Origin of the sequence: Streptomyces glaucescens, assembly GCF_000761215.1 — a bacterium.
GTDB lineage: Bacteria > Actinomycetota > Actinomycetes > Streptomycetales > Streptomycetaceae > Streptomyces > Streptomyces glaucescens_B.
Genome location: NZ_CP009438.1, coordinates 4,629,255 through 4,652,668, shown reverse-complemented (window position 1 = coordinate 4,652,668; position 23,414 = coordinate 4,629,255). Strand labels below are relative to the sequence as shown.

Annotated in this window: 21 protein-coding genes; 8 read left to right on the top strand and 13 right to left on the bottom strand. The window is 72.4% G+C overall.

Annotated features, from left to right (window positions below):
* Positions 1-34: 34 nt before the first annotated feature.
* Entirely contained in the window at positions 35-1,741 is a 1,707-nt protein-coding gene (locus tag SGLAU_RS20260) for a glycerol-3-phosphate dehydrogenase/oxidase (protein WP_043503408.1), read from the bottom strand.
* A 274-nt stretch (positions 1,742-2,015) separates the two neighbouring features.
* Here SGLAU_RS20260 and SGLAU_RS20255 point away from each other — a divergent pair, with 274 nt between their 5' ends.
* Together SGLAU_RS20255 and SGLAU_RS20250 are read left to right on the top strand one after the other, a co-directional pair.
* Positions 2,016-3,224 carry a nucleotide sugar dehydrogenase gene (locus SGLAU_RS20255; protein ID WP_043503405.1) on the top strand — a complete coding sequence of 403 codons (1,209 nt, stop codon included), beginning with the start codon at positions 2,016-2,018 and terminating at the stop codon, positions 3,222-3,224.
* 124 nt (positions 3,225-3,348) lie between these two features.
* Positions 3,349-3,840, top strand: a complete 492-nt coding sequence (locus SGLAU_RS20250; protein WP_043503402.1) for a hypothetical protein — start codon at positions 3,349-3,351, stop codon at positions 3,838-3,840.
* Between the two features lie 73 nt (positions 3,841-3,913).
* Here SGLAU_RS20250 and SGLAU_RS20245 read toward each other — a convergent pair whose 3' ends face one another.
* From SGLAU_RS20245 to SGLAU_RS20230, 4 genes are all read right to left on the bottom strand, one after another.
* Entirely contained in the window at positions 3,914-5,038 is a 1,125-nt protein-coding gene (locus SGLAU_RS20245) for a GuaB3 family IMP dehydrogenase-related protein (RefSeq protein ID WP_043503401.1), read from the bottom strand.
* Positions 5,039-5,143: 105 nt separating this feature from the next.
* Complete coding sequence (gene guaB, locus SGLAU_RS20240) at positions 5,144-6,652, bottom strand: IMP dehydrogenase (protein ID WP_043503398.1); 1,509 nt, start codon at positions 6,650-6,652, stop codon at positions 5,144-5,146.
* 169 nt (positions 6,653-6,821) lie between these two features.
* Positions 6,822-7,409, bottom strand: coding sequence for a sigma-70 family RNA polymerase sigma factor (locus SGLAU_RS20235; RefSeq protein WP_043503397.1), 588 nt, complete (start codon positions 7,407-7,409; stop codon positions 6,822-6,824).
* A gap of 752 nt (positions 7,410-8,161) precedes the next feature.
* Positions 8,162-8,773, bottom strand: coding sequence for a response regulator transcription factor (locus tag SGLAU_RS20230; RefSeq protein WP_003948568.1), 612 nt, complete (start codon positions 8,771-8,773; stop codon positions 8,162-8,164).
* A 379-nt stretch (positions 8,774-9,152) separates the two neighbouring features.
* Between SGLAU_RS20230 and SGLAU_RS20225 the strand changes: the two genes are divergently transcribed.
* The gene (locus tag SGLAU_RS20225; RefSeq protein WP_043503396.1) at positions 9,153-9,482 is read left to right on the top strand and encodes a WhiB family transcriptional regulator; all 330 of its coding nucleotides are present in this window, start codon (positions 9,153-9,155) and stop codon (positions 9,480-9,482) included.
* A gap of 125 nt (positions 9,483-9,607) precedes the next feature.
* On the opposite strand, the gene SGLAU_RS20220 is transcribed toward SGLAU_RS20225, so the two are convergent.
* Positions 9,608-10,504, bottom strand: a complete 897-nt coding sequence (locus SGLAU_RS20220) for a LysR family transcriptional regulator (protein WP_043503395.1) — start codon at positions 10,502-10,504, stop codon at positions 9,608-9,610.
* Between the two features lie 80 nt (positions 10,505-10,584).
* Between SGLAU_RS20220 and SGLAU_RS20215 the strand changes: the two genes are divergently transcribed.
* From SGLAU_RS20215 to SGLAU_RS20205, 3 genes are all read left to right on the top strand, one after another.
* Positions 10,585-11,319, top strand: coding sequence for an MOSC domain-containing protein (locus SGLAU_RS20215; RefSeq protein WP_052413831.1), 735 nt, complete (start codon positions 10,585-10,587; stop codon positions 11,317-11,319).
* 51 nt (positions 11,320-11,370) lie between these two features.
* The gene (locus SGLAU_RS20210; protein ID WP_043503393.1) at positions 11,371-12,159 is read left to right on the top strand and encodes an SDR family NAD(P)-dependent oxidoreductase; all 789 of its coding nucleotides are present in this window, start codon (positions 11,371-11,373) and stop codon (positions 12,157-12,159) included.
* A 74-nt stretch (positions 12,160-12,233) separates the two neighbouring features.
* On the top strand, positions 12,234-12,944 hold the full coding sequence (locus SGLAU_RS20205) for an ester cyclase (protein ID WP_043503392.1): 711 nt from the start codon (positions 12,234-12,236) through the stop codon (positions 12,942-12,944).
* 292 nt (positions 12,945-13,236) lie between these two features.
* Here the strand turns inward: SGLAU_RS20205 and groL are convergent, their stop codons facing one another.
* From groL to SGLAU_RS20185, 4 genes are all read right to left on the bottom strand, one after another.
* Positions 13,237-14,865: a chaperonin GroEL gene (gene groL, locus SGLAU_RS20200; protein ID WP_043503390.1), complete on the bottom strand. Its 1,629-nt coding sequence runs from the start codon at positions 14,863-14,865 to the stop codon at positions 13,237-13,239.
* A gap of 118 nt (positions 14,866-14,983) precedes the next feature.
* Positions 14,984-15,292 carry a co-chaperone GroES gene (gene groES, locus SGLAU_RS20195; protein WP_043443103.1) on the bottom strand — a complete coding sequence of 103 codons (309 nt, stop codon included), beginning with the start codon at positions 15,290-15,292 and terminating at the stop codon, positions 14,984-14,986.
* 273 nt (positions 15,293-15,565) lie between these two features.
* Positions 15,566-16,357 carry a polysaccharide deacetylase family protein gene (locus tag SGLAU_RS20190; RefSeq protein ID WP_043503389.1) on the bottom strand — a complete coding sequence of 264 codons (792 nt, stop codon included), beginning with the start codon at positions 16,355-16,357 and terminating at the stop codon, positions 15,566-15,568.
* The gene (locus SGLAU_RS20185) at positions 16,354-17,367 is read right to left on the bottom strand and encodes a polysaccharide deacetylase family protein (RefSeq protein ID WP_412556241.1); all 1,014 of its coding nucleotides are present in this window, start codon (positions 17,365-17,367) and stop codon (positions 16,354-16,356) included. Before SGLAU_RS20185 ends, SGLAU_RS20190 begins: the two co-directional genes overlap by 4 nt.
* A 91-nt stretch (positions 17,368-17,458) precedes the next feature.
* Between SGLAU_RS20185 and SGLAU_RS20180 the strand changes: the two genes are divergently transcribed.
* Positions 17,459-18,652 (top strand): THUMP-like domain-containing protein, encoded by a 1,194-nt coding sequence (locus SGLAU_RS20180; RefSeq protein ID WP_412556240.1) that lies wholly within the window; start codon positions 17,459-17,461, stop codon positions 18,650-18,652.
* Between the two features lie 163 nt (positions 18,653-18,815).
* The gene (locus SGLAU_RS20175) at positions 18,816-19,517 is read left to right on the top strand and encodes a TetR/AcrR family transcriptional regulator (RefSeq protein WP_052413830.1); all 702 of its coding nucleotides are present in this window, start codon (positions 18,816-18,818) and stop codon (positions 19,515-19,517) included.
* A 130-nt stretch (positions 19,518-19,647) separates the two neighbouring features.
* On the opposite strand, the gene SGLAU_RS20170 is transcribed toward SGLAU_RS20175, so the two are convergent.
* From SGLAU_RS20170 to SGLAU_RS20160, 3 genes are all read right to left on the bottom strand, one after another.
* Entirely contained in the window at positions 19,648-20,703 is a 1,056-nt protein-coding gene (locus tag SGLAU_RS20170; protein ID WP_043503386.1) for an LCP family protein, read from the bottom strand.
* Between the two features lie 94 nt (positions 20,704-20,797).
* Positions 20,798-22,156, bottom strand: coding sequence for an endo-1,4-beta-xylanase (locus tag SGLAU_RS20165; RefSeq protein ID WP_043503383.1), 1,359 nt, complete (start codon positions 22,154-22,156; stop codon positions 20,798-20,800).
* A gap of 166 nt (positions 22,157-22,322) precedes the next feature.
* Positions 22,323-23,378, bottom strand: a complete 1,056-nt coding sequence (locus SGLAU_RS20160; RefSeq protein WP_043503381.1) for a LacI family DNA-binding transcriptional regulator — start codon at positions 23,376-23,378, stop codon at positions 22,323-22,325.
* Positions 23,379-23,414: the final 36 nt, after the last annotated feature.

Here is a 23,414-nt window from a genome sequence, read left to right as displayed (position 1 = left end):
GGGGAGGGCGGGGCGGGGCGGTACGGGCCGGGGCCTACAGCGGAACGATGTCCGGCGCGCCCAGCCGGGCCGCGTCGGCCGTGAGGTCGTCCGGCTGGCGCTGCGACTCGCGTTCGGCCTCCACGCGCTTCTCGTAGTGCTGCACCTCGCGATCGACCTGGTCCTCGTCCCAGCCCAGGACCGGCGCCATCAGCCCGGCGGCCTCGTGGGCGCAGCGGGTGCCCCGGTCGAAGGTCTCGATGGAGATCCGGGTGCGCCGGGTCAGCACGTCGTCCAGGTGGCGGGCGCCCTCGTGCGAGGCGGCGTAGACGATCTCGGCGCGCAGATAGTCCTCGGCGCCCGGCAGCGGGTCGCCCAGCGAGGAGTCGGCGGCGATGAGCTCGAACACCTCCTCCGCCAGGGAGCCGTACCGGTTCAGCAGGTGCTCCACGCGCGCGACATGGAGCCCGGTGCGCTGGGCCGTGCGCGCCCGCGCGTTCCACAGCGCGCGGTAGCCCTCGGCGCCGAGCAGCGGGACGTCCTCGGTGACACACTCGGCGACCCGCAGGTCCAGGCCGTGCACGGCCTCGTCGACCGCGTCCTTGGCCATGACCCGGTACGTCGTGTACTTGCCGCCCGCCACGACGACCAGCCCCGGCACCGGGTGGGCGACGGTGTGCTCCCGCGAGAGCTTGCTCGTGGCGTCGGACTCGCCGGCCAGCAGCGGGCGCAGACCCGCGTAGACCCCCTCCACGTCGTCGCGGGTGAGGGGCACCGCGAGGACCGCGTTGACGTGCTCCAGCAGGTAGTCGATGTCGGCGCTGGAGGCGGCGGGGTGGGCCTTGTCCAGGTCCCAGTCGGTGTCGGTGGTGCCGACGATCCAGTGCCGCCCCCAGGGGATGACGAAGAGCACGGACTTCTCGGTGCGCAGGATGAGCCCGGTGGTGGAGTGGATGCGGTCCTTGGGCACGACGAGGTGGATGCCCTTGGAGGCGCGGACGTGGAAGCGGCCGCGCTCCCCCACCATCGCCTGGGTGTCGTCGGTCCAGACACCGGTGGCGTTGACGATCTGCTTGGCGCGGATCTCGTACTCCCCGCCGCCCTCGACGTCCTGCACGCGCGCGCCGACGACCCGTTCGCCCTCGCGCAGGAAGCCGGTCACCCGGGCGCGGTTGGCGGCCTTCGCGCCGTACGCGACGGCGGTGCGCACCAAGGTGGCCACGAAACGGGCGTCGTCCATCTGTGCGTCGTAGTACTGCAACGCACCGACCAGGGCGTCCTTCTTCAGACAGGGGGCGACGCGCAGGGCGTGACGGCGGCTCAGGTGCCGGTGCAGGGGCAGCCCCCGGCCGTGGCCGCGGGCCATCGACATGGCGTCGTAGAGCGCGACGCCGGAGCCCGCGTAGAGCCGCTCCCAGCCCTTGTGCTGGAGGGGGTAGAGGAACGGCACCGGTTTGACCAGGTGCGGGGCCAGCCGCTCCAGCAGCAGCCCGCGCTCCTTCAGCGCCTCGCGCACGAGCGCGAAGTCGAGCATCTCCAGGTAGCGCAGTCCGCCGTGGATCAGCTTGCTGGACCGGCTCGACGTGCCCGACGCCCAGTCACGCGCCTCCACCAGGCCGGTGGACAGTCCGCGGGTGGCGGCGTCCAGCGCGGTGCCCGCGCCGACCACACCGGCCCCCACGACCAGCACGTCCAGCTCGCGCTCGGCCATCGATGCCAGTGACTCGGCGCGCTGCGCCGGCCCCAGGGTCCCTGTCCTCACCGCTGCCTCCCGCTCATCGCGTCGCGTCGGCCGCACCCGTGGGGCGAGCCCGGCTCGGTATGCCTCTGCCCAGATTCTGACCGGCATGCCCGACTTCAGCCACCACTCGCCCCCAGCCTGTGGACAACCCTCACGGAAACACTCACCGAAACTCGGGCCGTCAATCCCACAAATCGGTCATATTTACTCCTAGTCTGACATTGCGCTCGCTCGTTCTGTCCACACGGCTTGCGCACCTGCCCCGCTTCGGTTACTGGGAAGGACGGCCCACGCCATGCCCGCAGATCTCGCCGTCATCGGACTCGGCCCGCTCGGCCTGCCGCTGGCCCAGGCCGCCGTCGCCGCCGGCATCCCCACCGTCGGCTACAGGACCGGTCCGGAGCCGGGCTCCCTCAGCCCCGCCGAACTGCGCCGGATGCTCTCGGGGGGCTTCCGGCACGCCGGCGGCCCCGCCGAGCTGGGCCGGGTGCGCACCGCGGTCATCTGCGCGCCCACCCCGCGCGCCGCCGACGGCGGGCTCGACCTCGGCCAGGTGGAGACGGCCGCGCGCACCCTCGCCCCGCGGCTGCGCCCGCACACCACGGTCATCCTGGAGTCCTCGGTGCTCCCGGGCACCACGGAGGACTTCCTGCGCCCGCTGCTGGAGGAGGGCTCGGGCCTGCGCGCGGGACGCGACTTCCACCTCGCCTACTCCCCCAGCCGGGTCGACCCCGGCAACCGCGCCTTCACCCCGGCCAACACCCCCAAGGTGATCGGCGGCCTCACGCCCGCCTGCACCGAGTCCGCCGCCGCCTTCTACGGCCGGCTCACCGACAAGGTGGTCCGCGCGCGCGGGACCCGCGAGGCGGAGGCGGTGCAGCTCCTGGAGACCAACTTCCGGCACGTGAACATCGCCCTGGTCAACGAGATGGCCGTGCTCTGCCACGACCTGGGCGTCGACCTGTGGGACGTGATCCGCTGCGCGGAGACCAAGCCGTTCGGCTTCCAGGCGTTCCGCCCCGGCCCCGGCGTCGGCGGCCACGCCGTACCGCAGGACCTCGTCGGCCGCGCGGGACGCGGGCTGCGCATGGTGGAGCTGGCCCGGCAGGTCAACGACCAGATGCCCCGGTACGTCGTCCAGCGGGCCGCCGCGCTGCTCAACGAGCACGGCAAGTCGGCGCGCGGCGCCCGCGTGCTGCTGCTCGGCGTCGCCTACAAGCCCGACCTGGGCGACCGGCAGGGCACCCCCGCGCGGGAGATCGCGGTGCGGCTGATGGAGCTGGGCGCGTCCGTGAGCTACCACGACCCCTACGTGCCCTCCTGGAGCGTCCTGGACCGCCCGGTGCCCCGCGCGGACTCCCTCTACGAGGCGGCCGCCGACGCCGACCTGACGATCCTGCTCCAGCAGCACCGGACGTACGACCTCCAGGGACTGTCGGTGAAGGCACAGCTGCTGCTGGACACCCGGGGGGCGACCCCGACGGGCGCCGCGCACCGGCTCTGAGGCGGTGCCCGCGCGCGAAATGGCTGGTGGCCGGAGTCGGTGCGCCTGTTAATCTTCGGCGTCCTCGTCGCACAGCAGTGCGCGGACTTCTGCTCGTACACCGTCCCGTGGGGGGATTCCTGTCATGACCCAGTCACTTCCGCCGCAGCCGACCGACGGCAACCCGTTCGCCCAGCAGCCGGGCGCCGTTCCGCCGGCCCCGGTCGCCCCGCCGCGCGGCAACGTGGTCCTCGGCGTGGTCGCGGCCGTCGTCGTGGCCCTGGTCACCGCGGGCGTGTACGGCGCGATCGTCGGCGCCACCGAGTACGAGATCGGCTACGCGGCCGTCGGCGTCGGCTTCCTCGTCGGCCTCGCGGCCGGCCGGATCGGCGGCTCGAACCCCGTGCTGCCGGTGATCAGCGCGGTCCTCTCGCTCGGCGCGGTCTACCTCGGCCAGCTGATCGGCATCGCCGCCATCGGCGCCGACCTGGCCGGCCTGTCCTTCACCGAGATGTTCGTCGACCACTTCGACCTCATCACCGAGGGCTGGAAGGAGACGGCCGACGCCATGACCTTCCTGTTCCTCGCCATCGGCGCCTTCGTGGCGTTCTCGGGCGCGAAGAAGGCGGCCGCCTGACGGGTGCCCGCGCGGACCCGCGAAGGGCCCGTCCACCGCGCGGTGGACGGGCCCTTCCCGTGCGTACGGCTGGTCAGCGGCTGTGCTGCGAGTCCGCGACCGTGACCTCGACGCGCTGGAACTCCTTCAGCTCGCTGTAGCCGGTGGTGGCCATGGCGCGGCGCAGGGCGCCGAAGAAGTTCATCGAGCCGTCCGGCGTGTGGGACGGACCGGTCAGGATCTCCTCGATGGTGCCGACCGTGCCGAGGCCCACCTTCTTGCCGCGCGGCAGCTCCTCGTTCACCGCCTCCATGCCCCAGTGGTGGCCCTGGCCGGGCGCGTCCGTCGCGCGGGCCAGCGGGGAGCCCATCATGACCGCGTCGGCGCCGCAGGCGATCGCCTTGGGCAGGTCGCCGGACCAGCCGACGCCGCCGTCCGCGATGACGTGCACGTACCGGCCGCCGGACTCGTCCATGTAGTCCCGGCGGGCCGCCGCCACGTCCGCCACGGCGGTCGCCATCGGCACCTGGATGCCCAGCACGTTCCGCGTGGTGTGCGCGGCGCCGCCGCCGAAGCCGACCAGCACGCCCGCCGCGCCGGTGCGCATCAGGTGCAGGGCGGCGGTGTACGTGGCGCAGCCGCCGACGATCACCGGGACGTCCAGCTCGTAGATGAACTGCTTCAGGTTCAGCGGCTCGTGCGAACCGGAGACGTGCTCCGCGGAGACCGTCGTGCCGCGGATGACGAAGATGTCCACACCCGCGTCCACCACGGCCTTGGAGAACTGCGCCGTGCGCTGCGGGGAGAGCGCGGCCGCGGTGACCACGCCCGAGTCGCGCACCTCCTTGATGCGCTGCCCGATCAGCTCCTCCTTGATGGGAGCCGCGTAGATCTCCTGGAGCCGGCGGGTGGCCGTCTCGGCGTCGAGGCCGACGATCTCGTCCAGCAGCGGCTGCGGGTCCTCGTACCGCGTCCACAGGCCCTCGAGGTTGAGCACGCCGAGGCCGCCCAGCTCACCGATCCGGATCGCCGTGGCCGGCGAGACGACCGAGTCCATGGGGGCCGCCAGGAAGGGCAGCTCGAAGCGGTAGGCGTCGATCTGCCAGGCGATCGAGACCTCCTTCGGGTCCCGCGTACGGCGGCTGGGGACGACGGCGATGTCGTCGAAGGCGTACGCCCGGCGGCCGCGCTTGCCGCGCCCGATCTCGATCTCAGTCACGTGTGTGGCCTTTCCCTGATGCGTTTCAGCGCCTTCCAGTATCCCCGACGGGTACGGCGAGGGCGGCCCCGGAGTTCCCGGAGCCGCCCCTGCCGAGCGCGGTGCCTACTTGCTGCGGCTGTAGTTCGGCGCCTCGACCGTCATCTGGATGTCGTGCGGGTGGCTCTCCTTGAGCCCGGCGGAGGTGATCCGCACGAACCGGCCGTGCTCCTGGAGCTCCGGCACGGTCTTGCCGCCGACGTAGAACATCGACTGGCGCAGGCCGCCCACGAGCTGGTGGACCACGGAGGACAGCGGGCCGCGGTAGGGCACCTGGCCCTCGATGCCCTCGGGGATCAGCTGCTCGTCGGAGGCGACACCCTCCTGGAAGTAGCGGTCCTTGGAGAACGACTTGCGGTCGCCGCGGGACTGCATGGCGCCCAGCGAGCCCATGCCGCGGTACGACTTGAACTGCTTGCCGTTGATGAACATCAGCTCGCCCGGCGACTCCTCGCAGCCCGCGAGCAGCGAGCCGAGCATCACCGTGTCGGCGCCCGCGACCAGGGCCTTGGCGATGTCGCCGGAGTACTGCAGGCCGCCGTCGCCGATGACCGGGACACCCGCCGCGCGGGCCGCCAGCGCGGCCTCGTAGATGGCGGTGACCTGCGGGACGCCGACGCCGGCGACCACGCGGGTGGTGCAGATGGAGCCGGGGCCGACCCCGACCTTGATGCCGTCCGCGCCCGCGTCGACCAGGGCCTGGGCGCCGTCCCGGGTGGCGACGTTGCCGCCGATGACGTCGACGCCGGAGGAGTTCGACTTGATCTTGGCGATCATGTCGCCGACCAGGCGGGAGTGGCCGTGCGCGGTGTCGACGACGATGAAGTCGACACCGGCCTCGATGAGCGCCTGGGCGCGCTCGAAGGCGTCGCCGGCGACACCGACGGCGGCGCCCACGATCAGGCGGCCCTCGGCGTCCTTCGCGGCGTTCGGGTACTTCTCCGCCTTGACGAAGTCCTTGACCGTGATCAGGCCCTTGAGGACGCCCTCGTCGTCGACCAGCGGCAGCTTCTCGATCTTGTGCTTGCGCAGCAGCTCGATGGCGTCCGGGCCGGAGATGCCGACCTTGCCGGTGACCAGCGGCATCGGCGTCATGACGTCACGCACCCGGCGGGCGCGGTCGGTCTCGAAGGCCATGTCGCGGTTGGTGACGATGCCGAGCAGCTTCTTGTCGCCGTCCGTGACCGGGACGCCGCTGATGCGGAACTTCGCGCACAGCGCGTCGGCCTCGGCGAGCGTGGCGTCCGGGTGGATGGTGATCGGGTCGGTCACCATGCCCGACTCGGAGCGCTTGACGAGGTCGACCTGGTTGGCCTGGTCCTCGATGGACAGGTTGCGGTGCAGCACGCCGACACCGCCCTGGCGGGCCATCGCGATCGCCATGCGGGACTCGGTCACCTTGTCCATTGCGGCGGACAGCAGCGGGATGTTCACCCGGACGTTCTTGGAGACGTACGAGGCGGTGTCGATCTCGTCGGGTGCCATGTCCGACGGGCCCGGCAGCAGCAGCACGTCGTCGTAGGTCAGCCCGAGTGTCGCGAATTTTCCGGGCACTCCGTCGACGTTGGCAGTCATGACACCTTCCCCAAATGGCCTTGATCGGTGCGGATGTCCATGCTAACGGGATAAACGGCCGTCTCATTCCACGGTTCGGGGCGGCCCCCAGCTTCGTATCTTCATACGGGGAGACGGTCCGGCCCGTTCGGCGGGGGCCGTGAACGGGCTGGGTACGGGCGGCGGCCGCCTACTGCTCGGCGAGCGCGCGCAGCCTGCTCAGGGCGCGGTGCTGGGCGACCCGGACGGCCCCGGGTGACATTCCCAACATCTGGCCGGTCTCCTCCGCCGTGAGCCCCACCGCGATCCGCAGCAGCAGCAGCTCGCGCTGGTTCTCCGGCAGGTTGGCCAGCAGCTTCTTGGCCCATTCGGCGTCGCTGCTGAGCAGCGCGCGCTCCTCGGGCCCCAGGGAGTCGTCGGGCCGCTCGGGCATCTCGTCCGAGGGCACCGCCGTCGAACCCGGGTGCCGCATCGCGGCCCGCTGGAGGTCGGCGACCTTGTGCGCGGCGATGGCGAACACGAACGCCTCGAACGGGCGGCCGGTGTCCCGGTAGCGCGGCAGGGCGAGCAGCACGGCGACGCAGACCTCCTGCGCCAGGTCCTCCACGAAGTGCCGGGCGTCACCCGGCAGCCGGGACAGCCGGGTGCGGCAGTAGCGCAGCGCGAGCGGGTGGACGTGGGCGAGCAGATCGTGCGTGGCCTGCTCGTCCCCGTCGACGGCGCGGTGCACGAGTGCGCCGATCGGCCCGGGAGCCGTGACCGCCTCGTCGTCGCGCATCGGTCCATCGTGCCCTGCGGCCGCGCGATCCGCGGCACCGCGTCCGTCGTTGTGCACCGAAGCGTTATGAGCAGGTGCGCCGGAACTCATCCCCTGCGCCCTCCCCTCCCGCTCGACCGACTCGTCCCCGAGGAACTCCACACCTCAAGGATGCGGCATCCGCGCCGAAACGAGCAGCGGGCGTCCGCCGGCCGGCCGTCCCGACGCGTTGACCAGCGGCCACGGCGTCGCGGGGGGTTACTCCGGGATACGCGTGCCCGCCTCAGCGCGCTCGGCCGGCCGCGCAGGGCGCGGGCACCGGGAGAACCCGCCCCGGCCGGTGCCGGGGCGCTTCCCCGCGCGGTCATACGGTGCGGGCCGGACCGACGGGGCCGGGGGCGCGTCGGGGCACGGCCGGGGCATGTGCCGGGTTCGTGGGCGCCGTGCTCGCGGGGCGTCCCGGCGAGTCGCGCGCCCCCGGCCGGGGCGGCGGCCCGCCGCTCGGCCTCCCGGCAGGCGCGGGGATCCCATCTCGCCGCGAGGGCCCGGCTCGCCGCAGGGCCGGCGCAGGGGGGTGCCCCCATCGCGTCGACTCCCTCCTCCGCGCTCGCGGCTGGATGATCCCGCGCCGTACGCATCCACCGCACGGCCGGGCCGGCGCGGGCCGCACGGTCCACCGGGCGTCCGGGTGTCCCTCGCCCCGCGCGGAGCGCCGCACGGACCGCCGGCGCCACCGGTCGGCCGCGTGCCGTACGAGCCGGCCGGGCGGTCGGTCAGCGCACCAGGCCCCAGCGGAAGCCGAGCGCCACCGCGTGGGCCCGGTCCGAGGCGCCGAGCTTCTTGAAGAGCCGGCGGGCGTGGGTCTTGACGGTGTCCTCGGAGAGGAACAGCTCGCGGCCGATCTCGGCGTTGGAGCGACCGTGGCTCATGCCTTCCAGGACCTGGATCTCCCGCGCGGTGAGGGTGGGCGCGGCGCCCATCTCGGCGGAGCGCAGCCGGCGCGGGGCCAGCCGCCAGGTGGGGTCGGCGAGGGCCTGCGTCACGGTGGCCCTCAGCTCCGCGCGGGAGGCGTCCTTGTGCAGGTAGCCGCGGGCACCGGCGGCGACCGCGAGGGCCACGCCGTCCAGGTCCTCGGCGACGGTGAGCATGATGATGCGCGCTCCGGGGTCGGCGGACAGCAGCCGCCGCACGGTCTCGACGCCGCCCAGACCGGGCATGCGCACGTCCATCAGGATCAGGTCCGAGCGGTCGGCACCCCAGCGGCGGAGGACTTCCTCGCCGTTGGCCGCCGTCGTCACACGCTCCACGCCGGGCACGGTCGCGACCGCCCGGCGAAGCGCCTCTCGGGCAAGCGGGGAGTCGTCGCAGACGAGGACGGAAGTCATGGCCGCCCTCCGCAGCTGATGCACGTCACCTTGAGCCTCCAGGCTGGTACGAAATCGTCACCTGTGCGGTCGACCGTCTCGGACACCTGCCCGAGCGCTTGTGTTTTCAACCGCCTCCGCCCTCTCAACGACGGTCACTCGAAAGGGTTACGGAGCCGTGTGCCATCTTCGGCACTCTACGTGAGGGCTCGAACACGATGCAGACGCGCGCGGCAGACTCTCAAGCTTTCATCACAACCATGCCCCATTTAGCCCTATTTCTTCCCATCTGGTGATGTCTGAGGCTAGATTCGCAATGAGTCATATTTTCATCTCCTTAGATCGTAGATGTACGGTCGTGGGCACCGTATCCGTCAGAACGGCTACAAGGGGTCACGCAATGGCAGATTTCTCCCGCCTTCCCGGACCGAACGCGGACCTGTGGGACTGGCAGCTCCTCGCGGCCTGTCGCGGGGTGGACAGCTCGCTCTTCTTCCATCCGGAGGGCGAGCGCGGGGCGGCGCGGAGCGCTCGTGAGAACTCGGCCAAAGAGGTCTGCATGAGGTGCCCGGTCCGCGCGCAGTGCGCGGCTCACGCGCTGGCCGTACGCGAACCGTACGGCGTGTGGGGCGGGTTGACCGAGGACGAGCGCGAAGAGCTCATGGGCCGGGCGCGCCACCGGCTGGTGCCGGCGTCGACGGCGAGCGGAACCACCGCTTCGAACACCTGAAGGAACGTTTCTCCACAAACGAACCGCGCACCCCGTCCGCACGCCCGGACGGACATCCGCACACCGCACAGAACAAGGGGCACGCGCGCGCGTGCCCTCGGCCGTGCCCCAGCCCGTTCAGCGCGTCAGCGCGCCGCCGCCCGCCCCAGCTGGTCCAGCGTCGCCGCCACGGCCGGCACCTGCGCCAGGTCCGGCAGGGTCAGCGCGACGACCTCCCGCCGCACCGCCGGTTCCAGCGCCACCGTCCGCGCGCCCCTCGGCCGCACCGACTCGATCGCCAGCTGCGGCAGGACGGCCACACCGAGCCCCGCGCCCACCAGTCCGACCACCGCCGGATAGTCGTCCGTGGCGAAATCGATCCGGGGCGTGAAACCGGCACCCTCGCACACCTCGACCAGCTGACCGCGACAGCGCGGGCAGCCCGCGATCCAGGGCTCGTCGGCGAGTTCGGCGATGGGCACGGACGCCGCGCCGGCCAGCCGGTGCCCCTCGGGCACGAGCCCGACCAGCGGGTCGGTGAGCAGCGGCCGCACGACGAGGTCGTCCCATTCCTCGGCACCCGACGCGCCCTCGTACCGGAAGGCGAGCGCGATGTCGCAGTCCCCCTCACGCAGCAGCCGCACCGACCGGGGCGGCTCCGCCTCCTCCAGGGAGACCCGGGTACCGGGGTGCGCGGCGCGCAGCGCGGCCAGGGCGGTGGGGACGAGGGTGGAGCTGCCGCTCGGGAAGGACACCAGCCGCACCCGTCCGGCCCGCAGGCCCGCTATCGCGGCGACCTCCTCCTCTGCCGCGGTGAGCCCGGCGAGGATCCCGGCGGCGTGCCGCACCAGCGCCTCGCCCGCCTGGGTCAGGCGCATCTCCCGCCCGCTGCGCACCAGCAGCGGCGTGCCCACGGAGGTCTCCAGGGCCTTCATCTGCTGGCTGACGGCGGGCTGAGTGCAGCCCAGCTCGCGTCCCGCGGCGGAGAAGGATCCGGTGGCGGCGACCGCGCGCAGCACGCGCAGATGACGGGCTTCGATCACCCTTTTACTATAAGCGGTTCTTGGGCACGACGGCGAATAGCGCGTCGACACTTTTGACTGCCAGGGTCTACGGTGCGGCCATGAGGCTTCTGTCAGTGAACCTGGGCCGGCCCCGGGCCGTGCCGTACACCGACCAGCCCGACGGCCTGACCGGCATCGACAAGCGTCCCGCGGACGGTCCGGTCCGCGTGGCGGCGCCCGGCACCAAGGGGTCCGGGGCGAGCGGGCTCGCGGGGGACGCGGTCTGCGACGTGCGCCATCACGGCGGGGACCACCAGGCCGTGTACGCGATGGCCCGGGAGGACCTCGACGCCTGGGAGCGCGAGCTGGGCCGGCCGCTGACGAACGGGTCGTTCGGCGAGAACCTGACCACCTCGGGCGTCGACGTCTCCGGCGCCCTGATCGGTGAGCGCTGGCGGGTCGGGCCGCGGGTGGTCCTGGAGGTCACCTCCGGGCGGATCCCCTGCCTCACCTTCCAGGGCCACATGGGTGAACAGGGCTGGGTGAAGCGGTTCACGCGGCGGGCGGCTCCGGGGGCGTACCTGCGGGTGATCGAGGCGGGCGAGATCCGCGCGGGCGACGCGGTGGAGATCGTCCACCGTCCCGGCCACGACATCACGGTCGCCCTCCAGTTCCGCGCGGTCACCACCGAACGGGAACTGCTGCCGCTGCTGCCCGCGGCGGGCGCGGCCCTGCACCCGGAAGCGCTGGCGGTGGCCCGCGCGTACCTGGAGAAGTACGGGGCGGGCGGGCCGAGCGGGGGACGGACGGACAGCCCGGACGGGACCGGGCAAGGCCGGGCGAACAGCATCTGAACGGACGTCACGGGAGCGGACGCCGTCCGTCCGGGTCACTACGCTTGCCGCATGACAACGGCTCTGATTACGGGATCGACCGCGGGAATCGGCGCCGCCTTCGCACGGCGGCTGGCGGCTGACGGGCACGACCTCGTCCTGGTGGCGCGGGACACCAAGCGCCTCCGGGAACAGGCGACCGAACTGCACGACCGGCACGGCATCGAGGCCGAGGTGCTGACGGCGGACCTGGCCGCCGACGACGGCATCGAGGCGGTCGCCGCCCGGCTGGCCGACCGCAAGAACCCCGTCGACCTGCTGGTCAACAACGCCGGCTTCGGCCACAAGGGCCGCTATCTCGACGTGCCGACGGCCGACGAGCTGAGGATGCTCAAGGTCCACTGCGAGGCCGTACTGCGGCTGACCTCCGCGGCGGCCGGGGCGATGCGCGAGCGCGGGCGCGGCGGCGTGATCAACGTCGCCTCCGTGGCGGCCTTCGTCCCGCGCGGGACGTACGGCGCCTCCAAGGCGTGGGTCGTGCAGTTCACCCAGGGCGCCGCGAGGGACCTGGCGGGCAGCGGCGTCCGGCTGATGGCGCTGTGCCCCGGCTTCGTGCGCACCGAGTTCCACCAGCGGGCCGGGATGGGCACGGACAACATCCCCGGCTGGATGTGGCTCGACGCGGACAAGCTCGTCGCCGCCGCCCTGGCGGACCTGGCCCGCGGCAAGTCCCTGTCGGTGCCGGACCCGCGCTACAAGGTGCTGCTGGGCGCGACGAAGCTGGTGCCGCGCGGCCTGCTCGGGGGGATCAGCTCCCGGGCGGGGCGGAAGTACGGACCGGAGCACCGCACGCAGCGCTAGGGGGTGTCCGCCCGGCGGCAGGGGAGGACAATGGTGCTGATCCCGGACCTTCGAGGGGGGCCGGAGGCGGCACCATGACGTTCGTACAGCTCATCGACTGCAAGACGGGCCGGTTCGACGAGATGAACCGGCTGATGGACGAGTGGGTCGAGCAGACCAAGGGGAAACGGACGGCGACGCACAACGTGATCGGCAAGGACCGGTCCGACGCGTCGCACTTCATCGAGATCGTGGAGTTCCCCTCCTACGAAGAGGCGATGCGCAACTCCCATCTGCCGGAGACGGACCGGATCTTCCGGGAGATGGTGGCCCTCTGCGACGAGATGCCCACGTTCACCGACCTCGACGTGGTGCGGGACGAGCAGTTGGCCACCGCCACGGTGCGGCGGTTCTTCGAGCTGCTGGCCACACCCGGCGGGGAACTGCCACCCTTGGGCGAGGTGCTGTCGGAGCACTACCACGACCATGATCCGGCGAACGTGGAGGACGCGATCGGCATGGACCGCGTCCGGCGCGGTATGCGGATGTGGCGGGACGGCTTCGACTTCGAGTTCAGCATCGAGGACCTGATCGCCGAGGGCGACCGGGTGTGCGCCCGTTGGTACTGGAAGGGCAGGCACAAGGGCGAGTTCCTGGGGATCCCGGCCACCGGCAAGGAGGTCTCGATGAGCGGGACGACGGTCTTCCGGTGCGGCGGGGACGGGAAGCTCGCCGAGGGCTGGTGGGAGTACGACCGGCTGGGCCTGATGCAGCAACTGGGCGTCTTCGACGAGCTGGAGCGCTGACGCGACACGTGCGTGCCCGCGGGGTACGCGAAAGACCCGCGAGGGGAACGGGAGGCCCGGCACCACCAGGCGCCGGGCCTCCTTCCTGCACCGGATGTGCACCGCACCCTCCGCTCGCGGCGCGGGCCCCGCCCCATGAGCGCGTTGATCGCGGCCGCTCAGCATCTCGGGAAAGCAGTCGGGCCATCCGCGCCGACGGGCGGCCGAAGTCCTGCCGAACCTCCCCACGCCCCCGAAAGGGGAAGGCCCCAGCGCCTCGGGGGTGGCTGGGGCCTTCTGCGGGGGTGTCGGGTCAGTGGGCGTGGCCGTGACCGTGGCCGTGGCCCGCCGGCTCCGGCTCCTCTTCCTTCTTCTCGACGACCAGGGTCTCGGTCGTGAGGAGGAGGGAGGCGATGGAGGCGGCGTTCTCCAGGGCGGAGCGGGTGACCTTCACCGGGTCGATGACGCCGGCCTTGACCAGGTCGCCGTACTCACCGGTGGCGGCGTTGAAGCCCTGGCCCTTGTCGAGCTCGGCGACCTTGGAGGTGATGACGTAGCCCTCCAGGCCGGCGTTCTCGGCGATCCAGCGCAGCGGCTCGACGGCGGCCTTGCGGACGACGGAGACACCGGTGGCCTCGTCGCCGGTCTTGCCGAGGTTGTCCTCCAGCACCTTCACGGCGTGGACGAGCGCGGAGCCACCACCGGAGACGATGCCCTCCTCGACCGCGGCGCGGGTCGCGGAGATGGCGTCCTCCAGACGGTGCTTCTTCTCCTTCAGCTCCACCTCGGTGGCGGCGCCGACCTTGATCACGCACACGCCGCCGGCCAGCTTCGCGAGGCGCTCCTGGAGCTTCTCGCGGTCCCAGTCGGAGTCCGTGTTCTCGATCTCGGCCTTGATCTGGGCGACGCGGCCCTGCACGTCCTCGGACTTGCCGGCGCCGTCGACGATCGTGGTGTCGTCCTTGGTGACGGTGACGCGGCGGGCGGAGCCGAGCACGTCCAGGCCGACCTGGTCGAGCTTGAGGCCGACCTCCTCGGAGATGACCGTGGCGCCGGTGAGGACCGCCATGTCCTGGAGCATCGCCTTGCGGCGGTCGCCGAAGCCGGGGGCCTTCACCGCGGTGGCGTTGAAGGTGCCGCGGATCTTGTTCACGACGAGGGTGGACAGGGCCTCGCCCTCGACGTCCTCGGCGATGATCAGCAGGGGCTTGGACGCGTTCGACTGGATGATCTTCTCCAGCAGCGGCAGGAGGTCCGCGATGGCGGAGATCTTGCCCTGGTGGATGAGGATGTACGGGTCGTCGAGGACGGCCTCCATGCGCTCCTGGTCCGTCACGAAGTACGGCGACAGGTAGCCCTTGTCGAAGGCCATGCCCTCGGTGAAGTCCAGCTCGAGACCGAAGGTGTTGGACTCCTCGACGGTGATGACACCGTCCTTGCCGACCTTGTCCATCGCCTCGGCGATCAGCTCGCCGACCTGCTGGTCCTGGGCGGACAGCGCGGCGACGGCGGCGATGTCGGACTTCTCGTCGATCGGGCGGGCGGTCGCCAGCAGGTCGTCGGAGACGGCCTTGACGGCGGCGTCGATGCCCTTCTTCAGGGCGGCCGGGGAGGCGCCGGCGGCGACGTTCTTCAGGCCCTCGCGCACCAGGGCCTGGGCCAGCACGGTGGCGGTGGTGGTGCCGTCACCCGCGATGTCGTTGGTCTTGGTCGCCACCTCCTTCACCAGCTGGGCGCCGAGGTTCTCGTACGGGTCCTCGACCTCGACCTCGCGGGCGATGGTGACACCGTCGTTGGTGATGGTGGGAGCGCCGAACTTCTTGTCGATGACGACGTTGCGGCCCTTGGGGCCGATCGTCACCTTGACCGTGTCGGCAAGCTTGTTGACGCCGCGCTCGAGGGCGCGACGGGCGTCCTCGTCGAACTTCAGGATCTTCGCCATGACAGCGTGAGCCCTCTCGAATGTGGGTGAAAAAGTGACTGCGCCCCGGGCGCCCGGCTTCTTAGGGTCGCGGGAACCAGGGGCGCAGTGGCAAAGCTCTTCGCGTCGAGGTGACGGCTTACTTCTCGATGATCGCGAGCACGTCGCGAGCCGAGAGGACGAGGTACTCCTCGTTGTTGTACTTCACCTCGGTGCCGCCGTACTTGCTGTAGAGCACGACGTCGCCGACCTTCACGTCGAGCTCGACGCGCTTGCCGTCCTCGACTCGGCCCGGGCCCACGGCCAGGACGACGCCCTCCTGGGGCTTCTCCTTGGCGGTGTCCGGAATGACCAGGCCAGAGGCCGTGGTCTGCTCGGCGTCCAGCGGCTGGACCACGATGCGGTCCTCGAGCGGCTTGATGGCAACCTTGGAGCTGGCGGTCGTCACGATCCGACCTCCCCCTTCGGAGATCTCACGGGGTTAACTGTCTGAGGTGGCGACCAGGTCGATCCGTCGTCGCGGGTGCCGGACCTGCCCGTCGCTTGTTTGGCACTCTCCAGGGGGGAGTGCCAGAGCCGAGACTATGACCGCGATTAGCACTCGGTCAAGCGGAGTGCCAATTGCGGTGCGGCGCGTCCCCCGCCCCGGGGCGCGCGCCGGTCGTTCCGCGCCGGTCGTTCCGCGCCCGTCGTGGCGCGTCCGCCGTCGCGCGCCGGCGTCTCACAGGTAGTCGTCCAGCTTTCCGACCGTCAGGCCCTGTTCCTGGATGCGGCGCAGCAGGCGCACCGTCCGCTCCTTCAGGCTCGGCTTCAGGGTCTCCGTCGCCGGGACGGCGACGATGTCGCCGGGGTGGAGGCGGCGGGCCCCCTCGGTGAAGGCCAGGTCGGTGGCGGTCATGGTGGCGCGCCAGAGGACCACCGCACGGATGCCGCAGTCCGCCGCCGCCCGCAGCGTGGTGGCGTCGTAGGCGCCGTAGGGCGGGCGGAAGAGGTGGGGGCGGACGCCGAAGCGGGCCCGGAGCTTGTGCTGCTGCCCGCAGATCTCGGCGCGCTGGCCGGCGTACGGCAGGCCACGCAGGGCGGCGTGGTCGAGGGTGTGGTTCTGCAGGCCGGCGCCGACCGCGCGCAGGCGGGCGAAGTGGCCGTAGCCGGGTCCGGCGACGCTGTCGGTGAGGAACATGGTGACCGGCAGGCGCAGTTCGCGCACCAGGTCGACGAAGCGGGGGTCCTTCTCGGCGCCGTCGTCGTAGGTGAGGAAGACGACCTCGTCGCGGGTGGGCACGCGGTCGACGACCGGCGGGAGGCCGGCCGCGGGCGGGCCGGAGCGCGCGGGCGGCCGCACGCTCGGCGGCGGGGGCGGCGGCAGCGGGGCGGTCAGGCCCCAGCGCAGGTGCGGCGGGACGGACGGGGCCGCGCGGTGGGCGGCGGAGCCCGGTGCGCCCTCCTGGGCCGCCGCGCAGCCGGTCGCCAGGAGGAGCAGCAGGGCGCACGCACCGGCCCGCCGCGCCCTCACAGGTAGTCCTCCAGGCGGGCCACGGCGTACCCCTCGGCGGTGACCTTGTCCAGGAAGCGGCGGATCATGTCGGGCATGGTGCCCTTCCAGTCGTCCCTGCCGCGGAAGTGGCTGAGGACGATGTCGCCGGGGCGGATCCTGCGGTCCCACTCGCGGTATTCCCACCGGTCGACGAAGACCTCCTCGTTCCACAGCGGCACATGGGTGATCCCGCAGGTCTTGGCGGCGCGCAGGGTGTCGCGGTCGTAGTTGCCGAAGGGCGGCCGGAAGAGCAGCGGGCGCTTGCCGTAGCGCCGCTCGATGACGTCCTGCATGCCGCAGATCTCGCGCTTCTGGCGGGCGTAGGACAGGGCGGGCAGGTAGGGGTGGTGGAGGGTGTGGTTGTTGAGCGGCGCCCCCCGGTCCTGCATGCGCTTGAAGTAGCCGTAGTCCTCCTTGACCAGGTAGTCGCTGAGGAAGGCGGTGTACGGGATCCTCAGCTCGCTCATCATCCGCAGGAACGCCGGGTCCTTCTCGGCGCCGTCGTCGATGGTGAGGAAGACGACCTTGTGCCGGGTGGGGACGGTGGTGAACACCGGGGGGAGGTTCTCCTCGCGGTGGCCGTCGACCTCGAAGCCGTCCCGGGTCCGGATGCGCGGCTTCTTCGCCGGCGGGGGCGGGGCGGTGAGCGGGACCCTGCGCAGGCCCCAGCGCTTCGCGGCGGCGACGCGCGCGGCATGCTCGGCACGCAGCCGGGAGGCGTAGGAGTCGAGCGCGTCGGCGGCGGACTTGTGCCGGGGCGGTTCCTGGCCGGCGGCGGGGCGGGCCTGCTCGCCGTCGCCGCCCGGCCCGCAGCCGGAGACGAGGGCCGCGGCGGCGAGCACGGCGGCACCGGCGCGCAGGCGCGCGGCGTACGCGGCGCGCGCGGCAAGCAGGCGGGTGGTGCGCGCGGCGCGGAGGCGGGCGGCGCGCGCGAGGCGCGGGCGGGTGGCATACGTCCCGCTTTTTTCATTTTGTACGACTAGTCGCATGGTGCCGGATCTTCCCAGCCACCACCCCTCCGTCCCGGGCCGACACCGCCGCCGGCGGCACACCGTCCACCGACTGGCCGACAATGGGCCGGTGAACAACCCGGTCAACGCACTGAACGCCCTGCGCACCCCCGAGGGCGGCGCCCTCCTCGACGAGGTCCGCGGCACCGACCCCGCCCGGGAACTGGCCGTCGCCACCCGGCTGCGCCGCGAGCACCCGGCCGAGCTGGTGTCGGCGGCGCTCGGGCAGGCGCGGCTGCGGCAGCGGGCGGTCGCCAAGTTCGGGGCCGAGGACGCCGGGCGGATGTTCTTCACCCCCAACGGGGTCGAGCAGTCGACCCGCGCGAGCGTCGCCGCGTACCGGGCGCGGCGGATGCGGGAGCTGGGCGTCACCTCCGTGGCCGACCTGTGCTGCGGGATCGGCGGGGACGCCATCGCGCTGGCACGGGCCGGGATCCGGGTGCTCGCCGTCGACCGGGACCCGCTGACGGCGGCCGTCGCCCGGGCGAACGCCGAGGAACTGGGGCTGGCGGACCTGATCGAGGTGCGCGAGGCGGACGTCACCGAGGTCGCGACGGACGGCTGGGACGCCGTCTTCGTCGACCCCGCGCGGCGCGGCGGGCGGGGCCGCGTCTTCGACCCGGAGGCCTACTCGCCGCCGCTGTCCTGGGCCGTCGAGGCCGCCCTGCGGGCCCCGCACGCCGCCCTCAAGGTGGCTCCCGGCATCCCGCACGAAGCGGTGCCGCAGGCCGCCGAGGCGGAGTGGATCTCGGACGGCGGGGACGTGAAGGAGGCCGTGCTGTGGTTCGGCACCGGGCCCGGCCTGGTGCGGGCCACCCTGCTGCCCGGGCCGCGCACCCTGACCGGACGCGGGCTCGCCGACCCGGAGGTGCGGCCCGTCGGACGGTTCCTGTACGAGCCGGACGGTGCGGTCATCCGCGCCCACCTGGTGGCCGAGGTGGCCGAACAGGTCGGCGGGGGGCTGCTCGACGCGACCATCGCGTACGTCACCGCCGACGAGGTACGGGAGACGCCGTACGCCACCGCCTACGAGATCACCGACCACCTGCCCTTCAACGTCAAGAAGCTCAAGGCGCTGCTGCGGGAGCGGGAGGTGGGCGTGCTGACCGTGAAGAAGCGGGGGTCGGCCGTCGAACCCGAGGAGCTGCGGCGGAAGGTGCTGCCCAAGCCGCACGGCAGCGCCGCGGTGACCGTCTTCCTCACCCGGGTGGCGGGTGCGCCCGCCATGCTGCTGGGGCGTCCGCACCGGGGTGACGCCGGGTGACCCCCCGGCGCGAACGGCCGGATCCATAAGGCTTCCTGCCGGTGGTACGCCGATCAGAAGAACGCCCGGATCGGCCCACATGTCGACAGTCTTCGGTCGTTTTCTGCCGTAGTACGTTCCCACAGATCGGACGGCCCCGACACCGCCGATGCAGCGCGGAACAATGGTCTCCGTGGCGACGACAGACAGCTTGGGAGCGCGCCGACGGGGCCGCCCGCGCCGGATCGAGGCGGGGCAGATCGTCGACGTGACGCGGCGCATCATCCTGGAGGAGGGCGTCGAGGCGGTCTCCATGCGGCGGATCGCCAAGGAGGTCGGTGCCACCCCGATGGCGCTGTACCACCACGTCCGCGACAAGGTCGAGTTGCTCATGCTCACCCTGACGGGCATGGCCGCGGCCGTCCCCCGCCCGTCCCTGCCCGACGATCCGCGCGAGCGCATCCTCGTCACCGCCGTGCACATGCACGACGTGCTGGCCGAGATGATCTGGGTCGTCGACGTCCTCGCCCTCGGCGACCTCACCGACAAGGAGGCGTGGTGGACGGCGGAGGAGATCATCGACTCGGCGATCGCCTGCGGGCTGAGCCCCGAGGAGGCGGTGCACGCCTACCACACGCTCTGGTACGTCATCCACGGCTCACTGGTCTTCCGGCGCGCCGACGCCCGCCGCGCCGCCGACCCCGGCCGCACGCCGCTCTTCCCCGACCTGATCACCGAGGACGACGCGGCCGAACTGCCGCGGCTGGCCGAGCTGTCGGACCGCTGGCACAAGGTGAAGGCCGGCTACGACATCCGGGAACAGCTCGAACGCGTCCTGGACGGCCTGCTGCGCCGGCCCTGCTCCCCGGGGACGGCCGAGGACTAGGGCCTGTCGTTCGGATCAGGCCGGCTGTGAGGTGCGGCGCCCTCCGGCCGGCCCCGCGACGCCGGGACGATCCGGCCGACGGGCCCTGGGGTCTGCCCGGCAGTGCCCGTCCGCTCCGCGAAGGCGCGTCTCACCGCAGCGACGCCCACAGCCGGTCCGCCTCCGGGGCCTTCGCCACCACCCGGTTGGGGTCGGCGGGGGCCGGGGTGACCGGCATGGTCAGGGTGGTGACCGCGTCCGGCGGGAGGTCCCGCAGGGTCCGGGCCAGGCCGGTCAGCTCGCCGAGCGAGTCGAGGCCGGTGTCGGTGGTGAGGCTGCCGGTGACCGCGTCGGCGACGTCGTAGAGCCGTGCCGGGTCGGCGAACAGGCCGATCTCCGAGACCCGCGCCAGCAGCGCCTTGACCAGGGCGTGCTGGAGCCCTATCCGGCCGAGGTCGCTGCCGTCGCCGATGCCGTGCCTGGTGCGGGCCAGGCCGAGCGCCTGCTCGCCGTCGAGGTGGTGGGTGCCGGCCGCCAGCCGCAGCCGGCTGAGGTCGTCGTCGATGTCCTCCTCGGTGGTGACGGTGACCCCGCCGAGCGCGTCGACCAGCCGCGCGAAGCCGGCGAAGTCGATCTCGACGTAGTGGTCCATCCGGACGCCGGTCAGCGACTCGGCGGTCTTCACCGCGCACACCGGGCCGCCCACCTCGTAGGCGCTGTTGAACATCACTCCGTCCGCCGCGGCCGACTCGCCGCCGGACTCGAGCGGGCAGGCCGGCCGGGTGACCAGGGTGTCGCGCGGGATGCTGACCACGGTCGCCGCGGTGCGTCCCGCGTCGAGGTGGACGACCATCGCCGTGTCGGACCGGGCGCTGCCGCCCTCGCCGCCGCCCAGTTCACGGTTGGCGGCGCCGTCGCGGGAGTCCGAGCCGAGGACGAGGAGGTTCAGCGGGCCGCCGGGCAGCGCGGGGGCGCCGGGAGACGGGCCGCCCGTCGCCCGCGAGGGACGGTCGTCGCCGAGGGCGTGGTCGATGTCCACGCCGGTGATGTTGTCGCTGAGCTGCCAGTAGACCCAGCCGGCCGCTCCGGCGCCCAGGATCAGCAGCGCGGTGAGGGCCAGGCCGGCGGTCCTCAGCCATCGTGACCGCCGGCCCACCGGTCTGCCCTCGTCCCCGTGTTCGTCAAGTCCCGCCACACGGAGGAACATAAGTCCGAATTATGGCGAGGAGAAACGCCGGATCGTCTTTTCTTGGGGAAATCTCAGATTCCGCGGCCGCCCATCACCGCGGGGTCACCCCGTCTCACCCCAGGGTCACCACCGGCACCGGGTTGCTCCCGCTCCACGTGCCGTTGAACCCGAACGTCACCGAACCGCCCGCCGGGACCGTCCCGTTGTAGGACAGGTTCGAGCAGCTCACCGCGGTGCCGGACTGGGTGCAGTTCGCGTTCCACGCCTGGCTGATCCGCTGGCCCGCGGCGAACGTCCAGTTCGCCTTCCAGGACGCCAGCGCGGTGCCCGCGCAGTCGATCCGCACCTGGCCGGTGAAGCCGGTGTTCCACTGGCTGACGACGCTGTACGTCGCCTTGCAGCCGTCGCCGGGGCCGGGCTGGCCGGTCCCGCCGAGCGACTCGGCGATGGCGTAGTACGCCGGTTTGGGCGCGAGGTTCTCGTCGTACGGCGTGGCCGCGCCGTAGCCGTCGAAGACGTCCGGGACCCAGGAGTCGGCGTCGTTGAAGCCCCAGACGGTGACGCCGGTGCAGCGTGCCACGGCGAGGCAGGCGTTCATGACGGCCTTGTACTCGGCGGCCTGCTGGGCCAGCTTGGCCTGGGTCGCCGGGAGCTGCATGCGGATGTCCAGCTCGGTGATGGCCACGTCCACGCCGAGGTCGGCGAAGCGCTGGATGTTCTGCTGGAGGGTGGACGGCACCTGGCCGAGGATCAGGTGGGCCTGCAGGCCGACGCCGTCGATCGGGACGCCGCGCTCCTTCAGGGACTTGACCAGGTTGTACAGGGCGGTGCTCTTCGCGTTGACGCCCTCGACGTTGTAGTCGTTGATGTAGAGCTTGGCAGCGGGGTCGGCGGCGCGGGCCCAGGTGAGCGCGTCGGCGATGTAGTCGGTGCCGAGGCCGGTGTACCAGAGGGACTGGCGGTAGGTGCCGTCCTCGTTGAACGCCTCGTTGACGACGTCCCAGGCGGCGACCTTGCCCTTGTAGCGGGTCATCTCGGTGGAGATGTGGTTCTGGAGGATGGTGCGCAGTTCGGCCGGGGTGAAGGAGCCGCCCGTGAGCCAGCTCGGGTTCTGGCTGTGCCAGACCAGGGTGTGACCGCGGACCTGCTGGCCGTGGGCCTGGGCGAAGTCGACGATCCGGTCGGCCTCGGCCCAGTTGTAGGTGCCGCGGCTGGGCTCCACCGCCTCCCACTTCATGGCGTTCTCGGGGGTGAGCCAGTTGAACTCCCGCCCGGTGATCTCACCGCGTGCGCCGGTGAGGTGGGAGCCGCCGGCCGCCGTGCCGATGACCTTTCCCTTGGCGTCGGCCGACTCGCGCAGCGGTACGTCGGCGGCGTGCGCGGCGGGGGCGGCGGCGAGCAGGGCGCCGAGCGTCGCGGCGGCGCCGACGACCGCCGACGCCAGGGAGAAGCCGGATCTCAGAGATCTCATATGCGGGTGCCTCCGAAAGTTTCGGTCATACAACCGATTGGCTGCGGAGGAGTGTTGGGGCGGGAGAGGCGGGACGTCAATAGGGCGACTTTCGGCCACACTCGGCCGCCTTCCGGGCTCCACCCCGGGCGGACGTCCCCCGCGCGACGCCCCCGCGCGATCCGGCTCAGGACCCCGCGGGCGCGGCCGTGCTGCTGCGCACCACCAGGCTCGTCGCCAGTTCCACCCGCGTCGCCGCCGGCGTCGTCTCGTCCCCGCGCCCCAGCTCCAGCACCAGCCGCGCCGCCGCCTCGGCCATCTCGGTCAGCGGCTGCCGCACGGTCGTCAGCGGCGGGCCCACCCACCGGGCGACCGGCAAGTCGTCGAACCCGACGACGCTGAGGTCCTCCGGCACCCGCAGCCCCAGCTCGCGCGCCGCCTCGTACAGCCCGAGCGCCTGGAGGTCGTTCCCGGCGAAGACGGCCGTCGGTCGGTCGGGCCGGCGGAGCAGTTCCAGGCCCAGCCGGTAGCCGGACTCGTGGTGGAAGTCGCCGTTCCTGATCAGCGCGGGGTCGACGGGCACCCCGGCGGTCTCCAGCGCGGCCCGGTAGCCGTCGATCCGGGCCCGGCTGCACATCATCCGCGACGGCCCGGTGATCGCCCCGATGCGCCGGTGGCCGAGGTCGACCAGGTGCCGGGTGGCGGCGAGGCCGCCCTGCCAGTTGGTGGCGCCGATGGACGGCACGTCGGAGCCCGGGTCGCCGGCCGGGTCCATCACCACGAACGGGATGGACCGGCTGGTCAGCAGGGCCCGCTGCGACTCGTCGAGCTCGGACAGCACCAGGATGACGCCGTGCGGGCGGCGCGCGGCGACCTGGTCCGCCCAGGACCGTCCTGGGGTGAGCCGCCCCGCGCTCTCGGAGAGCACGACGCTCAGCCCGGCGTCCCGGGCCACGTTCTCCACGCCGCGGATGACCTCCAGCGCCCAGGCGCTCTCCATCTCGTGGAAGACGAGGTCGACGAGCGGCGACCGGGTGGACTCGGCGCGGCGGCGCCGGTAGCCGTGGGCGCGCAGCAGTTCCTCCACGCGGTTGCGGGTCGCGGGGGCGACGTCCGCGCGTCCGTTGAGGACCTTCGAAACAGTCGGGGCGGACACGCCCGCCTCGCGGGCGATCTCCGCGAGCGTCGCGGTCTGCGCGGACCGCCGTGCCGTCTGGGTTTGAGCGCGTTCCGGTGGAGTCATGCCCGCGATCGTATCTCTGCGCGACCCCTTGACGGA

Excerpts from the sequence above, each read along its gene's own strand:
- SGLAU_RS20255 (WP_043503405.1), top strand. The coding sequence starts at position 2,016 with ATGCCCGCAGATCTCGCCGTCATCGGACTCGGCCCGCTCGGCCTGCCG.
- SGLAU_RS20250 (WP_043503402.1), top strand. The coding sequence starts at position 3,349 with ATGACCCAGTCACTTCCGCCGCAGCCGACCGACGGCAACCCGTTCGCC.
- guaB (WP_043503398.1), bottom strand. The coding sequence starts at position 6,652 with ATGACTGCCAACGTCGACGGAGTGCCCGGAAAATTCGCGACACTCGGG.
- SGLAU_RS20235 (WP_043503397.1), bottom strand. The coding sequence starts at position 7,409 with ATGCGCGACGACGAGGCGGTCACGGCTCCCGGGCCGATCGGCGCACTC.
- SGLAU_RS20230 (WP_003948568.1), bottom strand. The coding sequence starts at position 8,773 with ATGACTTCCGTCCTCGTCTGCGACGACTCCCCGCTTGCCCGAGAGGCG.
- SGLAU_RS20225 (WP_043503396.1), top strand. The coding sequence starts at position 9,153 with ATGGCAGATTTCTCCCGCCTTCCCGGACCGAACGCGGACCTGTGGGAC.
- SGLAU_RS20215 (WP_052413831.1), top strand. The coding sequence starts at position 10,585 with ATGAGGCTTCTGTCAGTGAACCTGGGCCGGCCCCGGGCCGTGCCGTAC.
- SGLAU_RS20210 (WP_043503393.1), top strand. The coding sequence starts at position 11,371 with ATGACAACGGCTCTGATTACGGGATCGACCGCGGGAATCGGCGCCGCC.
- SGLAU_RS20205 (WP_043503392.1), top strand. The coding sequence starts at position 12,234 with ATGACGTTCGTACAGCTCATCGACTGCAAGACGGGCCGGTTCGACGAG.
- groL (WP_043503390.1), bottom strand. The coding sequence starts at position 14,865 with ATGGCGAAGATCCTGAAGTTCGACGAGGACGCCCGTCGCGCCCTCGAG.
- SGLAU_RS20185 (WP_412556241.1), bottom strand. The coding sequence starts at position 17,367 with ATGCGACTAGTCGTACAAAATGAAAAAAGCGGGACGTATGCCACCCGC.
- SGLAU_RS20175 (WP_052413830.1), top strand. The coding sequence starts at position 18,816 with ATGGTCTCCGTGGCGACGACAGACAGCTTGGGAGCGCGCCGACGGGGC.
- SGLAU_RS20170 (WP_043503386.1), bottom strand. The coding sequence starts at position 20,703 with ATGTTCCTCCGTGTGGCGGGACTTGACGAACACGGGGACGAGGGCAGA.
- SGLAU_RS20165 (WP_043503383.1), bottom strand. The coding sequence starts at position 22,156 with ATGAGATCTCTGAGATCCGGCTTCTCCCTGGCGTCGGCGGTCGTCGGC.
- SGLAU_RS20160 (WP_043503381.1), bottom strand. The coding sequence starts at position 23,378 with ATGACTCCACCGGAACGCGCTCAAACCCAGACGGCACGGCGGTCCGCG.